We start from the raw sequence: 13,304 nt of genomic DNA, 5'->3' as shown, positions 1-13,304 counted from the left end.
GCTGCGGCGCTAAGGCATCGACACATGAAACGAGTCAAAGAGGTATTTATGCGCAGTCGATTGATCGCCCCGCTGGCCATGGCGCTGATGGTGGCCCTGCCACTGGCCTCGGCTTCACAGCCGGCAACGGCCCAGCAGGTAAAGCCGCTGGATCACATTGTGGCGGTGGTCAACGAGGGCGCGATCATGCATAGCGAACTCGAGAACCGGGTCGCCCGAGCACGCGACCAGCTGGAAAAGCGTGGCGTCACGCCACCCAGCGGCGCGGCTCTGGAACAGCAGGTGCTGGATCGCATGATCGTTGAAGAGGTGCAACTGCAAATGGCCAACGACGCGAACCTCAGCGTCGATGATACCGAGCTCAACCGCACGGTGCGCGGCATCGCTGAGAGCAATGGCATGAGCCTCGAGCAGTTTGCCGATACCCTCGAGGCCGATGGGTTGTCGCTCGCCGCCGTGCGTGAGGACGTGCGTCGCGAGCTTTTGATGCGTCAGCTCCAGCAGCGCCGGGTGGCCAGCCGAGTCACCGTCAGTGAGCGTGAAGTGGATCGTTACCTGGAGCAGCAGAGCGCCAATGATGACGTGCGCTACCGCCTGTCACACATCATGGTGGCGCTGCCGCAGTCGCCGTCCCAGGCGCAGATCGACGAGGCCCGTGGTGAGATCGAACGCCTGCGTCGCCGTCTCGATGAGGGGGCCGATTTCGCCAGCCTGGCCGCCGCCGAGTCCGATGGTGGTCAGGCCCTTAGTGGCGGCGATCTGGGTTGGCGTTCGTCTGCCGAGCTGCCGAGTATCTTCACCCAGGCGGTGCCGTCACTGGAGGAGGGCGAGGTCTCTGATCCGATCAGAAGCCCCAGCGGCTTCCACCTGGTCAAGGTCACCGACCGCGAAGGCGGCCAGGGGCGCAACCTGACGCAACGCGACCAGGTGCGCCAGACACTCTTCCAGCGCAAGGCCAACGATGAGATGGAGGTCTGGTTGCAGGAAATTCGCGCCGGCGCCTATATCGATAACCGCTTGAGCGGTGCCAGCGGATCATGAATCCGCCGGTACTGGCGCTGACGACCGGTGAGCCCGCCGGCATCGGCCCGGAACTGGCATTGATGCTGGCCGCCGAGGGCATGTCGGGTGATACATCGGATATGGCCCCGGCGTTCATCGGCGTGGCGGTGGGCGATCCGGCGATGCTTGAAGCGCGCGCCGCACAGCTCGAGCTGGACGTGACAGTATCGGTGCTGGAGCCTGGCGAGGCGCCGTCAGTGCCACGCCGTGGTGTATTGCCGGTATGGCCGGTGGCCCTCAAAGCGCCTTGCCATGCCGGCAAGCTTGATCCCGCCAACGGCGCCTATGTGCTCGAGACCCTGGACCTGGCCATTGCAGCTTGTCGTGAGGGCAAGGCTCAGGGCATGGTCACCGCACCCTTGCACAAGGGGGCGATCATCGACGGCGGCCTGGTCGGCTTCACCGGCCATACCGAATATCTGCGCGATGCCTGCGGGGTCGAAGAGGTGGTCATGATGCTTGCCACCGACCAGGCGCTGCATGGTCAGCTCGACGGTCCGGCACGTTGCCCGTTGCGGGTGGCCTTGGCCACCACGCATCTGCCCCTGCGTGGCGTGGCCGATGCCATCACCGCCGAAGGGCTGAGTCGTGTGTTGCACATCATCGATGCCGACCTGAAGCGTTACTTCGGGGTCGCCGCGCCGCGCCTCAAGGTGTGCGGGCTCAATCCCCATGCCGGCGAGGACGGTCACCTGGGGCGCGAAGAACTCGAGATCATCACCCCGACCCTCGAGCGCCTGGTGACCGAGGGGCTCGATGTACGCGGTCCCTATCCCGCCGATACCCTCTTCACCCCACGGCATCTCGATGACGCCGATGCGGTGTTGGCCATGTATCATGATCAGGGGCTCGCCGTGCTCAAGTACGCAGGGTTCGGGCGTGCGGCCAATATCACCCTGGGTCTGCCGCTGGTGCGCACCTCGGTGGACCATGGTACGGCTCTCGATCTTGCCGGTCGTGGTATCGCCGACACGGGCAGCCTGCGCGTCGCCATGAACCTGGCGGCGGAGATGGCCACAAGCGCCACCCTGTCTTGATCGGCCCTGTATCTCTGCAAGCGTGGCTAGCCGGCACCGTCCATTGCTGCTGAGTCCGGCCTCGATAAGCCCCACATTCTGTCTGAATCAAAGGATCATCCATCGCATGTCTTCACGCCCACCCATGCATCGGGCCCGCAAGCGCTTCGGCCAGAACTTCCTGCAAGACTCGGGGGTCATCTCGCGTATCGTGCGGTCTATTGACCCACGAGAAGGCGAGCGGCTGGTCGAAATCGGCCCCGGCCAAGGCGCGCTGACCGAGCCGCTGATCGATGCGGCCGGCGGCGCCCTCGAGGTGATCGAGCTTGATCGCGACCTGATTCCCGGCCTGCGCGTGCAGTTCTTTCAGTATCCCGATTTCGTGATTCACGAGGGGGATGCCCTGACCTTCGACTTTGCCGCCTTACGCGGCGATGGCCCGGCGCTGCGGGTGGTCGGCAACCTGCCCTACAACATCTCCACGCCGTTGATCGTGCACCTGCTCGAGACGCCGGGCGCGATTGCCGACATGCACTTCATGCTGCAGAAGGAAGTGGTCGAGCGCCTCGCCGCCGCACCCGGCGACACCCACTGGGGGCGCCTTTCGGTGTTGGCGCAGTACCACTGTCGGGTCGAGTCGCTGTTCGTGGTCCCACCTGAGGCCTTCGTGCCGCAGCCCAAGGTAGAATCGGCCATCGTGCGGATGGTGCCGCATGACACCTTGCCACACCCGGCAAAAGAGCCGGCGCTGTTGTTCGACGTGGTCCGCGAGGCCTTCGGGCAGCGGCGCAAGACCCTGCGCAACAATCTCAAGGGGCGCGTATCCGCCGAGGCGCTGGAGGGGCTGGGGATTGATCCGACCCGGCGGCCCCAGACGCTGTCCGTCGAGGAATTTGTGCGCATCGCCGATCATCTGGCAGAGGAGGTTGCATGAGCGACACCAATCGCGAAGCGCTGATCGCGGCGCTCTTTGTCGACGTCGAGCCTGCCTACCGTGCCGATGAGTCCGATGAGGCCGAGTCCCGCTACGTGTTCAGCTACACCGTCACCGTGCATAACCGTTCATCGCATAGCGTGCAGTTGCTGGCGCGTCACTGGAAGATTACCCAGAGCAGCGGCAAGGTGCAGGAAGTGAGAGGCAAGGGCGTGGTGGGCAAGCAGCCGATGATCGGTCCAGGCCAGACCTTTAGCTATACCAGCCGAGCAGTGCTGGATGGCCCAGTGGGCGTAATGGAAGGCGATTACACCTGTGTCGATGCTGCCACGCAGCAGCATCTCGAAGTCCCCATTGCTCCCTTCCGCTTGGCAAGCCCTCACCAGGTGCATTGACCCTTCGCGGTGGGCCTGCAACTCTGGCGCCGTGGTAGGTCATCACTGCCATGCCAACCCATAATGCTGCACAGGATCGTGACGGCATATCGTTAAAGCCTTTGTCACCAGGAGATGCCATGACCACTTATGCGATCGGTGACCTGCAGGGGTGCCACCGGGAGTTTGTGGCGCTGCTCGAGCGCCTCGACTTCGCCCCCAGTCGCGACACGCTATGGCTGGCAGGGGATCTGGTCAATCGTGGGCCGGGGTCGCTTGACTGCCTGCGCGAGGTGGTCGCACTCGGTGACTCGGTACAGGTGGTGCTGGGTAATCATGATTTGCACCTGCTGGCAGTGGCCCGGGGCAACGGTACCACTAAGCGCTCCGATACCCTGGCAACGATTCTCGAGGCGCCGGATCGCGAGGCGCTGCTCGACTGGCTGCAACAGCAGCCGTTGATGGTGCGAGCATCGGAGCTTGAGCCAGGCGAGCAGCACGATACCGTGATGTGTCATGCCGGTCTGCTGCCACAGTGGTCGGTGGCCAAGGCTTCCGCATTGGCAGGTGAAGTCGAGGCGAGACTCGCCGACGACAACGGCGATTTTCTCTCGCGCATGTACGGCAATCACCCGAGCCACTGGCAGGATGATCTCGATGGCATGGACCGCGCTCGATTCATCGTCAATGCCTTCACGCGCATGCGCTTCGTCGACCCGGACGGCCAACTGGAGTTCGCCGCCAAGGAAGGGCTCGACTCGGAACCCAAGGGCTTCGCCCCCTGGTTCAGCTATTCCCGCGAGGACGATCCGCATATCCTTTTCGGTCATTGGGCGGCGCTTGAGGGCGGCACGCCTGGTAGCCGAGTACGCGCCGAGGCACTGGACACGGGGTGTGTGTGGGGCGGAAGCCTGACCGCACTGGATCTTTCGACCGGCAAGCGCATCAGTCAGCCGAGTCTGAAAGGGGTCTGATCGGCTCCCCCCCACTGATTCCCCGCTTGCCGTTACACCCTCTTATTTTTCGTGGAGCTACCATGAGCACGACGCCCTTCGAGCATCTGGACATCCCCACTCTTAAAGCCTGGCTGGACGAAGGCGAGCCGCTGACGCTGGTCGATATTCGAGACCCGGTGAGCTTCGCCCGCGGGCATATCCCGGCGAGTCGCCACCTGGACAACGCAAGCGTCGGTGCGCTGCTCGACGAGACACCCAAGGATTCGCCGCTGGTGGTCGTCTGTTACCACGGCCATTCCAGTCAGCAGGCCGCTGCCTGGCTCGGCGGGCAGGGGTATACACGGGTCTATAGCCTGGATGGCGGCTTCACCGACTGGGCGGCCAAGCACCCCACGCGCGTTGCCTCGGCACCGGCATGAGCGGTGACCGTTTCCTTGAGGGGCTCGAGGTCTATTGTGTGGGCGGTGCCGTCCGTGATGCGCGCCTGGGTTGGCCAGTCGTCGATCGCGACTGGGTGGTAGTCGGAGCCAGTGTCGATGAGATGATGCGACGCGGCTTCACCCCGGTAGGGCGCGATTTCCCGGTCTTTCTGCATCCTGTGACCCATGAGGAATACGCCCTGGCGCGTACCGAGCGCAAGCGCGGTCATGGCTATACGGGCTTCGAGGTGCATGCGAGCCCCGAGGTTAGCCTCGAAGATGACCTGGTGCGCCGCGATCTGACCATCAATGCCATGGCAGAAGACACCGATGGCACCCTGACAGATCCGTATCATGGCCTTCATGACCTCGACGCCAAGCGGCTTCGGCATGTCTCGCCAGCCTTCGTCGAGGATCCGTTGCGGGTATTGCGCACCGCACGTTTCCTGGCTCGCTACCGAGGACTCGGTTTCACCATCGCCGAGGAGACGCTTTCCCTGATGCAATGGCTTGCCGATAGTGGCGAGCTTTCGCATCTGGTCGCCGAGCGGGTCTGGACCGAGACCGAGAAGGCGCTCGGCGAGCCCTGTCCCGAGGCGTATTTCAGCGCCCTCGATGCGTGCGGGGCGCTTGCTGTGCTGATGCCGGAGCTGATCGCCGACCGCGACGCCTTTGCCTCGGCACTGGCGCGGTTGCACCACTTGCCGGCGACACAGGGCGACATCGCTGACGATGATGACGGCGGTGCGCGGCGACGCTTTCGCTGGGCACGGCTGGTCGAGCACCTCGACGATGACAGTCGAGATGCGCTCGCCGAACGCCTGAAACTGCCCAAGGCTTTTGCCGACCTGGCACGGCAAGCCGCTCGTACCCGGGCTCTGCGTAGTGATCATCAGGCAGCGCCGCTCACGGCCGAGCAGGCGCTCGCCTGGTTCAGCGCTATCGACGCCTGGCGGCGCGAAGAGCGTCTGGCGCCGCAACTGGCATTATTGGCGCTTGAGGCGCCTGATCTTGCCCGGGCACTGGATGATGCCTACCTCGCCGCGCGCACGATTGAGCCTCGAGGACTGCTTGAGGAAGGCTTCAAGGGGAAGGCATTGGGCGAAGAGCTCGACCGGCGCCGCCAGGCCGCGATCGCCGAGGTGCTGTCGGACGCTGGGTGAGCATAGGCCACAACGACAAGAAAACTGCGCTAGGCAGTTTTCAGGTGTGGCTTAATCGGCGCGAGAGATCCACTGTTGCTGCCAGGAGAAATCCACTGGCCACAGGCGCTGGTCGCCGGCATCGAAGCGTTGCCATAGGCAGTCATAGCGCTCGCCACTGACCGGGTGCGTCGCCGCGGGCAAGAGTTCCGCCAGCGGCTTCAGGACGAAGGCATGTTGGGTGATTTCGTCACGTGGCAGTTCGATGCCGTCGTGCTCGCCGGTGAGCGCGCCCACCGTCAAGAGGTCGATATCGAGGGTGCGAGGACTGAATTTGGCACTGTCTTTCACTCGGCCGTTGGCAAATTCGAGGCGTTTGCACCAGGCCTGTAATTCGCCGACTGAGGCGTCGCTGTAAAAGGCCGCCACCAGGTTGTAGAAGTTGCGCCCGTCCTCGAAGCCTACCGGTTCACTCTCGAAGACCCTGGACACGGCAAGCTCACCGAAAGCGGCATGAAGCGCGTCGAGGCAGAGGCGAACATGCTTGTCGCGTTCGATGTTGCTGCCGATGCTGACGGTCACCTGGTTCATGGGCGTTCGCCTCGCGTGATGCGTACACCAACGGCCCGGGCGCTGGCCACGGCGCCGGGCTTGCGTACCGTGAGGGCAAGCCAGGCGATACCGAATTCCTCGCGTAGGGTGGCGGCCAGGCGTTCGGCAAAGGTTTCCACCAGCGCGAAGTCATGCTCGTCTGCGTAAGCGGCAATGCGCTCGCTGATGGCCGCGTAGTCCAGGGTCTTGTCGATATCGTCATCGGTCGCGGCGGGGCGGATATCGGTGGCCAGTTCCAGGTCGAGGACCAGACGCTGGCGTATGTCACGCTCCCAGTCGTAGACGCCGATCACGGTGTCTACCTCAAGCGCCTCGATCAACACGCAATCCATCAATGCATCCCCCACCAGTCGGTCTTTAAGAATTGCCGGGCTCGATTGTACGTGAGTCAGCGGGCAGAATCATGGCTGGCCGCTGCGATGCTCGGGAGGATCCTAATGCCGCCAAGTTATCTGGCTCTCGTCATGGGGTCGCTGCTGGTGCTGGGTTATCTCAGTGGTAGCGCTCTGGGCGCTCTGCTCGTATGTCGGTGTGCCGGGGTGCGCGATCCTCGGCTGGCGGGGTCCTGCAATCCGGGGTTTTCCAATGTGCTGCGCCTCTATGGCACGCGGCTGGCACTGGTAACCCTTGCACTGGATGCTGCCAAGGGCATGCCGGTACTGCTGGTCGCTCAGGCGCAGGGGTTGCCGCCATGGGCCCAGGGGCTGGTGGGGCTTGCGGTGCTGCTGGGCCACAGCTACCCGCCTTGGCACCACTTTCGCGGCGGCAAGGCGGTGGCCAGTGCCTTCGGGCTATTGCTGGTACTGGCCCCCGGTGTGGCATTGGTCAGTGCCGCTTGCTGGGTCCTGCTCGCCTGGCGGGTACGTACGGCGTCGGTGGCGTCGCTTGCCAGCGCGACGCTCGCACCACTGGCAAGTCTGTGGCTTTCGCCCGACTATGCAGGCGTGATCATCATCTTCGCGATACTGGTGGTGGTGCGTCACGTATGGAATATCCGTCGCCTGGGCCGCGGCGGCGAGCAGGCGCTATCGACGGATAGCGCCCGTGACGAGGAGTTAGGGCGCGATAGGTAGTGAGGAAGCAATCAGTGCCCCGCAGGCGTTAACTGATCCAGCGGCCAGCGTGGTACGGCGCGCATGGCGCTGTCGTTGCGCTCACCGGCCAGCAGGCGTTGCGCGCCGACATAGGCGATCATGGCACCGTTGTCGGTGCAGAAGCGCCCACGAGGATAGAACGCCTTGGCGCCACGCTTGTCGGTTTCCACCGCCAGGCGTTCACGTAGTCTTGCGTTGGCACTGACGCCGCCTGCGACGACCAGGCGCTTAAGGCCGGTGACATCCAGCGCTCGCCGGCACTTGATCACCAAGGTATCGACCACGGCTTCCTCGAAGGCGCGGGCGACGTCGGCGCGTGCCTGGTCATCGAGTTGGCCGGCCTCCTTGAGGTGGCGGATGGCGGTCAGGGTATGGGTTTTCAGCCCCGAGAAGCTGAAATCGAGACCCGGCCGACCGGTCATCGGACGCGGGAAGCGAAAGCGTGTCGGATCGCCCTGTTCGGCCAGGCGTGCCACATTGGGGCCGCCCGGGTACTCAAGGCCCAGCATCTTGGCGGCCTTGTCGAAGGCCTCGCCAGCGGCATCGTCCACCGATTCCCCGAGCAACTGATAGTCGCCAAGCCCACGAACCTCGACCAGCTGCGTGTGGCCGCCCGATACCAGCAGGGCCACGAAGGGAAAGGCGGGCGGTTCGTCCTCGAGCATCGGGGCCAGCAGGTGCCCCTCCATGTGGTGGACACCCAGCACCGGGATGTTCAGCGCGCGTGACAGGCCATGGGCGGTGGAGGCGCCCACCATCAGGGCGCCGACCAGGCCCGGGCCTGCGGTATAGGCGATGCCGTCGAGATCGCGTCGCGTCAAACCACCACTGTCGAGCACTTCCTCAATGAGCGGCAGCAGCTTGCGCGTGTGGTCGCGGGAGGCGAGCTCCGGCACCACGCCACCATAATCGGCATGCATGGCGATCTGGCTGTAAAGGGCATCGGCAATTAGTCCCCGCTCGGTGTCGAAGAGGGCAACGCCGGTCTCGTCACAGGACGTCTCGATCCCTAGTACGCGCATGATAAAGCCCCAAGCTTATGATAACTGGCTAACAGTAAACCGATTATTATACGTGTTTTGGGTGTCGTCGGGCACCGGCTTGATGCCAAGGTTTGCAAAGTTGGCAGGCCACGACTAGAATATTGTCCGCTGTATGACTGGGTCGTGCGCCCGGGTTCCACTCGCTGTCCGCTTTTTCCTGATGATTGCCGACGTCGCTTCAAAGCGGCCTGGACGTTATGTTTCAAGCGATGCGAAATACTCGAGGCGTGCGTTCAAACCGAACTCATGATTCCAAGGTAGGTGAGTGCTTAATGCCTTCTGTCAAAGTACGTGATAACGAGCCGTTCGACGTCGCGCTGCGTCGCTTCAAGCGTTCCTGCGAAAAAGCCGGTGTTCTGTCCGAAGTGCGTCGTCGCGAGCACTACGAGAAGCCGACCGCCGAGCGCAAGCGCAAGGCTGCTGCCGCTGTCAAGCGTCACGCCAAGAAGCTCCAGCGTGAGAAGAAGCGTTTCGAGCGGCTGTATTAATCCGTACTAAGGGCGGCCATGCCGTCCTAGAGGGATGCCAAGCGGCCGCCATACGGTGGCCGTTTGTTTTTTAGTGGCCGCGGCGGAGTGTTCCGCTGCGGCCACAGTTCGCCGTTTTTCAGGATGCCTCGTGATGGCCATGGGCCAGATCCCACAACGCTTTATCGATGACCTGCTCGCCCGTGTGGATGTGGTCGAGGTCGTCGGCGAACGGGTGACGCTCAAGAAAAACGGTCGTAATCATGCAGGGCTATGTCCCTTCCATCAGGAAAAATCACCCTCGTTCACCGTGAGTCAGGACAAGCAGTTCTATCACTGCTTCGGCTGCGGGGCGCACGGCAATGCGCTGCGCTTCCTGATGGAGCACGACAATCTGCGTTTTCCCGAGGCCGTAGAGCAATTGGCGGCTCGGCAGGGAATCGAGGTGCCTCGAGAGGGCGCCGACGATCCTCATGCCAAGGCCCGGGAGCAAAAACGCAAGGAAGGCGTCAATCTTCTGGAGCTGGCGGCACGTTTTTTCCGCGAGCGATTGAAGATGCCTGAGGCGCAAGAGGCCAGGCGCTATCTGGAGCGTCGCGACCTGTCACCCGAGGTGCAGGACGAGTTCGCTATCGGCTATGCCCCTGATGACTGGGAGGCGCTCAAGCGCCATCTTTCCAGTCAGGGCGTGTCGGAGGCGGTGCAGATCGAGTATGGCCTCTTGGTACATCGCGAAGATAGCGGTCGCACCTATGACCGGTTTCGCGATCGGGTCGTCTTTCCGATCCGTGACTTCAAGGGGCGCACCATCGCCTTCGGTGGTCGAGTGTTGGGTGATGCCAAGCCCAAGTACCTGAATTCGCCGGAAAGCCCGGTCTTTCACAAGGGGCGTGAGCTCTACGGCCTTTATGAGGCGCGTCAGGCGAATCGTCACCTCGAGCGGGTGGTGATCGTCGAGGGCTACATGGACGTGGTGGCGCTTGCGCAATTTGGCATCCGCAATGCGGTGGCCACCCTTGGTACCTCGACCAGCGAGGAGCATCTGACCCGGCTATTTCGCCTGGTTGGCGAGGTGGTGTTCTGCTTCGATGGTGATCAGGCCGGACGCCAGGCGGCCAGTCGCGCACTGGCCAATGTCCTGCCGCTGATGATCGATGGTCGTCAGGCGCGATTCCTGTTCCTGCCCGAGGGCGAGGACCCGGACAGTCTGGTGCGCCGGGAAGGTCCTGAGGCTTTCCAGAACCGTGTGACCTGCGCAAGCCCGTTATCAGAGTTTCTCTTTGAGCAGGCTGGGCGCGGGCGCGATCTCTCGAGTGTCGAGGATCGCGAGCGCTATGCCAGCCAGGTGCTCAAGGCCATCGAGCAGTTGCCGGAAGGGGTGTTGAAGTCGCTGATGCTAAGCGAGCTCGCTTCGCGGACGGGGGTCGATCAGGCGCGTTTTACGGCGTTGTTGACCGCCAAGGCGCCAGCCGAGCCGCTTGGCCAGGACGTCGACAGTGGAATGTCCCAGGAGGCCTGGCGGGCACCCGATGAGCAAGGCGCTCAAGGCAGCGCGCCACAGGCCGCAACGCGAAGCGGCGCCATGAGCTTGATTGCTCGCGCGCTTCAGTTGTTGGTTCATGAGCCAACCCTGGTGGACCGTCTGCCTGATGACCTCGATTGGTGCCCCGAGCAAGATGCCGATGGTGCGCTGTTCAAGGATCTGGTCAAGCTCTTGCGAGCGGGGCGTTATCGCAGCATTCAGGTACTGTTGGCGCACTTTCATGGCACGCCAGAGGGGGAGCGCCTGGCCGGTCTGGCGCGACGTGAGCTGCTGATGCCACCGGCGGCGCGCGCCACTGAACTGGATGGCCTGGTGGAGCACTTTCGGCGTGCTCAGTCTCGCCAGACGCCGCAAAGCGAGTACGCGGCCTTGTTGGACAAGGAAAAAGGCGGGCAGAGGCTGACGCGGGAAGAGCGGCAGCGTTTGATGGAGCTGCTTGTGTCGCTTGGTCGCTGACGGGCGTCGATACGATTTCGTGGCGGGGTTGAAATGTGGCGCATCAGCACCATCTAAGGATGTATCGCGATGCTCCTACCCCGAGCACAACCAAACAACCTAACACACCTGAACGGCACCGCAAACGCAATACTGGCGGGATAGCCCATCTTACCGCTATACTGATCGGCTTTATGGTTTTTCATGCCTGATCGTTCGGGTGCTTCATTCTTCTTCGTCGAGATAGGGTTTCTATGGCTGGAAATGCGCAGCAGCAGTCGCGTCTGAAGGAGTTGATCGCGCGCGGCAAGGAACAGGGTTACCTGACCTATGCCGAGGTCAACGACCACCTTCCTGAGGATATCGCCGACCCGGATCAAGTGGAAGATATCATCGGCATGATCAACGACATGGGGATTAATGTCGTTGAAGAAGCACCCGATGAAGACACCTTGATGATGGCGGATCACTCCACCGATGAGCACGCGGCCGAAGAGGCCGTGGCGGCATTGGCGGCAGTGGAGAGCGATGTCGGTCGCACGACTGACCCGGTGCGCATGTACATGCGCGAGATGGGTACCGTCGAACTGCTGACCCGTGAAGGCGAGATCAAGATCGCCAAGCGTATCGAAGAAGGTACGCGTGAAGTGATGTCGGCGCTTGCGTACCTGCCCGGTGCGGTCGAGTCGATCCTCGAGGTATATGACGGCACACAGGACGAAGAGGCGCCTGGTCGCCTGTCCGACCTGTTTTCTGGTTTCATCGACCCCGATGAGGGCATTCCCGGTGTCGCCGAAGCCGAAGTTGTCGAGGAGCCGGTGAGCGAGTCCGATGGCGAAGGCGTCGAGGACGACGAGGACGCCGAGGAGGAAGAGACCACCAGCGGCCCCGATCCTGAGGAAGCCAAGGCGCGTTTCGAGCAGATTCGCGAGCAGAACGCCATCGTGCAAGCCGCGATCGAAACGCATGGCCGTGGCTCCAAAAAGGCGAATGACGAGCAGGCGCGTCTCGCCGAGTTGTTCTCGCCGATCAAGCTGGTGCCCAAGCACTTCGAGCGTTTGGTGGGTCAGGTAAGGATCAGCGTCGAGCAGGTTCGCCATCAGGAAAAAGCGATCCTGCAGATCTTCGTCAAGAAAGGCAAAGTGCCGCGCAAGACGTTCATCAAGTCGTTCCCGGGCAATGAGTCGCGCAGCGAGTGGCTGGATGAATTCTTCGCAGCCAATGGCCGCTTCAAGGATCGTCTTGAGCCGTTCCGCGGCGATGTGGCCCGCGCTCAGCGCAAGATCGCCTTCGAAGAAGACATGGTCCAGCTCCAGGTGCCTGAGCTGAAAGAGGTCAATCGTCGGCTATCGATCGGTGAAGCCAAGGCGCGCCGGGCCAAGAAGGAGATGGTCGAGGCCAACCTGCGTCTGGTGATTTCGATCGCCAAGAAGTATACCAACCGCGGCTTGCAGTTCTTGGATCTGATCCAGGAAGGTAATATTGGTCTGATGAAGGCGGTCGACAAGTTCGAATACCGTCGCGGCTACAAGTTCTCGACCTACGCTACCTGGTGGATTCGTCAGGCGATTACCCGCTCGATCGCCGACCAGGCACGTACCATCCGTATTCCGGTGCACATGATCGAGACCATCAACAAGCTGAACCGCGTGTCGCGGCAGATGCTGCAGGAGATGGGTCGCGAGCCGACGCCTGAGGAGCTTGGTGAGCGTCTTGAGATGCCCGAGGACAAGGTCCGCAAGGTGCTCAAGATCGCCAAGGAACCGATCTCCATGGAGACGCCGATCGGTGACGATGACGATTCACATCTGGGTGATTTCATCGAAGACGGCACCATGCTGCTGCCTATCGATCTCGCCACTGGCGAGGGCCTGATCGAGGCGACGCGCAATGTGCTTGGCGGGCTGACGGCGCGCGAGGCCAAGGTGCTGCGCATGCGCTTCGGCATCGACATGAATACCGACCATACCCTCGAGGAAGTCGGTAAACAGTTCGACGTTACCCGCGAGCGTATTCGTCAAATCGAGGCCAAGGCGTTGCGCAAGTTGCGCCATCCGTCACGTTCCGAATCGCTGCGCTCCTTCCTCGACGAGTAAGGTTCGGGGTAGCCGCGGTCAATGCGGCTAACGCCATAGCAGTATGAAAACGCCCGCAAGCATGGCTTGCGGGCGTTTTTGCGTCTGGCTTTCGGTCGTGGTGATGCTGGC

General features: G+C 62.6%; 14 protein-coding genes. 11 read left to right on the top strand and 3 right to left on the bottom strand.

Annotation, left to right across the window (positions count from 1 at the left end; translation table 11 throughout):
• Positions 1-24 precede the first annotated feature (24 nt).
• From ETC27_RS03520 to ETC27_RS03490, 7 genes are all read left to right on the top strand, one after another.
• Positions 25-1,041 (top strand): peptidylprolyl isomerase, encoded by a 1,017-nt coding sequence (locus ETC27_RS03520; protein ID WP_240724779.1) that lies wholly within the window; start codon positions 25-27, stop codon positions 1,039-1,041.
• Complete coding sequence (gene pdxA / locus ETC27_RS03515) at positions 1,038-2,099, top strand: 4-hydroxythreonine-4-phosphate dehydrogenase PdxA (RefSeq protein WP_136253567.1); 1,062 nt, start codon at positions 1,038-1,040, stop codon at positions 2,097-2,099. Before ETC27_RS03520 ends, pdxA begins: the two co-directional genes overlap by 4 nt.
• 106 nt (positions 2,100-2,205) lie before the next feature.
• Entirely contained in the window at positions 2,206-3,012 is an 807-nt protein-coding gene (gene rsmA, locus ETC27_RS03510) for a 16S rRNA (adenine(1518)-N(6)/adenine(1519)-N(6))-dimethyltransferase RsmA (protein ID WP_136253566.1), read from the top strand.
• On the top strand, positions 3,009-3,407 hold the full coding sequence (gene apaG, locus ETC27_RS03505; RefSeq protein WP_205742673.1) for a Co2+/Mg2+ efflux facilitator ApaG/CorD: 399 nt from the start codon (positions 3,009-3,011) through the stop codon (positions 3,405-3,407). The genes rsmA and apaG overlap by 4 nt, the downstream gene beginning before the upstream one ends.
• A 119-nt stretch (positions 3,408-3,526) precedes the next feature.
• On the top strand, positions 3,527-4,360 hold the full coding sequence (locus tag ETC27_RS03500) for a symmetrical bis(5'-nucleosyl)-tetraphosphatase (RefSeq protein ID WP_136253565.1): 834 nt from the start codon (positions 3,527-3,529) through the stop codon (positions 4,358-4,360).
• 62 nt (positions 4,361-4,422) lie between these two features.
• On the top strand, positions 4,423-4,761 hold the full coding sequence (glpE, locus tag ETC27_RS03495; RefSeq protein ID WP_136253564.1) for a thiosulfate sulfurtransferase GlpE: 339 nt from the start codon (positions 4,423-4,425) through the stop codon (positions 4,759-4,761).
• Positions 4,758-5,924 (top strand): tRNA nucleotidyltransferase/poly(A) polymerase-related protein, encoded by a 1,167-nt coding sequence (locus ETC27_RS03490; protein ID WP_136253563.1) that lies wholly within the window; start codon positions 4,758-4,760, stop codon positions 5,922-5,924. Before glpE ends, ETC27_RS03490 begins: the two co-directional genes overlap by 4 nt.
• A 51-nt stretch (positions 5,925-5,975) precedes the next feature.
• Here ETC27_RS03490 and folK read toward each other — a convergent pair whose 3' ends face one another.
• Both folK and folB read right to left on the bottom strand, forming a co-directional pair.
• Positions 5,976-6,494 carry a 2-amino-4-hydroxy-6-hydroxymethyldihydropteridine diphosphokinase gene (gene folK, locus ETC27_RS03485; RefSeq protein ID WP_136253562.1) on the bottom strand — a complete coding sequence of 173 codons (519 nt, stop codon included), beginning with the start codon at positions 6,492-6,494 and terminating at the stop codon, positions 5,976-5,978.
• Positions 6,491-6,847, bottom strand: coding sequence for a dihydroneopterin aldolase (folB, locus tag ETC27_RS03480; RefSeq protein ID WP_136253561.1), 357 nt, complete (start codon positions 6,845-6,847; stop codon positions 6,491-6,493). The genes folK and folB overlap by 4 nt, the downstream gene beginning before the upstream one ends.
• Positions 6,848-6,952: 105 nt before the next feature.
• Here folB and plsY point away from each other — a divergent pair, with 105 nt between their 5' ends.
• Complete coding sequence (gene plsY, locus ETC27_RS03475; protein ID WP_205742672.1) at positions 6,953-7,588, top strand: glycerol-3-phosphate 1-O-acyltransferase PlsY; 636 nt, start codon at positions 6,953-6,955, stop codon at positions 7,586-7,588.
• Between the two features lie 11 nt (positions 7,589-7,599).
• Here the strand turns inward: plsY and tsaD are convergent, their stop codons facing one another.
• Positions 7,600-8,631 carry a tRNA (adenosine(37)-N6)-threonylcarbamoyltransferase complex transferase subunit TsaD gene (gene tsaD, locus ETC27_RS03470; protein ID WP_136253560.1) on the bottom strand — a complete coding sequence of 344 codons (1,032 nt, stop codon included), beginning with the start codon at positions 8,629-8,631 and terminating at the stop codon, positions 7,600-7,602.
• Positions 8,632-8,924: 293 nt separating this feature from the next.
• On the opposite strand from tsaD, the gene rpsU reads away from it, so the two are divergent.
• The 3 genes from rpsU (at position 8,925) to rpoD (ending at position 13,193) form a co-directional block, all read left to right on the top strand.
• Positions 8,925-9,140, top strand: a complete 216-nt coding sequence (gene rpsU / locus ETC27_RS03465) for a 30S ribosomal protein S21 (RefSeq protein WP_136253559.1) — start codon at positions 8,925-8,927, stop codon at positions 9,138-9,140.
• 133 nt (positions 9,141-9,273) lie between these two features.
• A complete protein-coding gene (gene dnaG / locus ETC27_RS03460; RefSeq protein WP_240724778.1) occupies positions 9,274-11,118 on the top strand; it encodes a DNA primase in 1,845 nt (614 codons plus the stop codon).
• Positions 11,119-11,351: 233 nt separating this feature from the next.
• Entirely contained in the window at positions 11,352-13,193 is a 1,842-nt protein-coding gene (gene rpoD / locus ETC27_RS03455; RefSeq protein WP_136253558.1) for an RNA polymerase sigma factor RpoD, read from the top strand.
• Positions 13,194-13,304 lie beyond the last annotated feature (111 nt).

Origin of the sequence: Onishia niordana (genome assembly GCF_004798965.1) — a bacterium.
Lineage (GTDB): Bacteria > Pseudomonadota > Gammaproteobacteria > Pseudomonadales > Halomonadaceae > Onishia > Onishia niordana.
Note: the sequence above shows the minus strand (reverse complement) of the source record. Positions and strands in the feature narration are given on the sequence as shown.

Excerpts from the sequence above, each read along its gene's own strand:
- rpoD (WP_136253558.1), top strand. The coding sequence starts at position 11,352 with ATGGCTGGAAATGCGCAGCAGCAGTCGCGTCTGAAGGAGTTGATCGCG.
- apaG (WP_205742673.1), top strand. The coding sequence starts at position 3,009 with ATGAGCGACACCAATCGCGAAGCGCTGATCGCGGCGCTCTTTGTCGAC.
- folK (WP_136253562.1), bottom strand. The coding sequence starts at position 6,494 with ATGAACCAGGTGACCGTCAGCATCGGCAGCAACATCGAACGCGACAAG.
- ETC27_RS03520 (WP_240724779.1), top strand. The coding sequence starts at position 25 with ATGAAACGAGTCAAAGAGGTATTTATGCGCAGTCGATTGATCGCCCCG.
- ETC27_RS03500 (WP_136253565.1), top strand. The coding sequence starts at position 3,527 with ATGACCACTTATGCGATCGGTGACCTGCAGGGGTGCCACCGGGAGTTT.
- pdxA (WP_136253567.1), top strand. The coding sequence starts at position 1,038 with ATGAATCCGCCGGTACTGGCGCTGACGACCGGTGAGCCCGCCGGCATC.
- tsaD (WP_136253560.1), bottom strand. The coding sequence starts at position 8,631 with ATGCGCGTACTAGGGATCGAGACGTCCTGTGACGAGACCGGCGTTGCC.
- rsmA (WP_136253566.1), top strand. The coding sequence starts at position 2,206 with ATGTCTTCACGCCCACCCATGCATCGGGCCCGCAAGCGCTTCGGCCAG.
- rpsU (WP_136253559.1), top strand. The coding sequence starts at position 8,925 with ATGCCTTCTGTCAAAGTACGTGATAACGAGCCGTTCGACGTCGCGCTG.
- folB (WP_136253561.1), bottom strand. The coding sequence starts at position 6,847 with ATGGATTGCGTGTTGATCGAGGCGCTTGAGGTAGACACCGTGATCGGC.
- ETC27_RS03490 (WP_136253563.1), top strand. The coding sequence starts at position 4,758 with ATGAGCGGTGACCGTTTCCTTGAGGGGCTCGAGGTCTATTGTGTGGGC.
- plsY (WP_205742672.1), top strand. The coding sequence starts at position 6,953 with ATGCCGCCAAGTTATCTGGCTCTCGTCATGGGGTCGCTGCTGGTGCTG.
- glpE (WP_136253564.1), top strand. The coding sequence starts at position 4,423 with ATGAGCACGACGCCCTTCGAGCATCTGGACATCCCCACTCTTAAAGCC.
- dnaG (WP_240724778.1), top strand. The coding sequence starts at position 9,274 with ATGGCCATGGGCCAGATCCCACAACGCTTTATCGATGACCTGCTCGCC.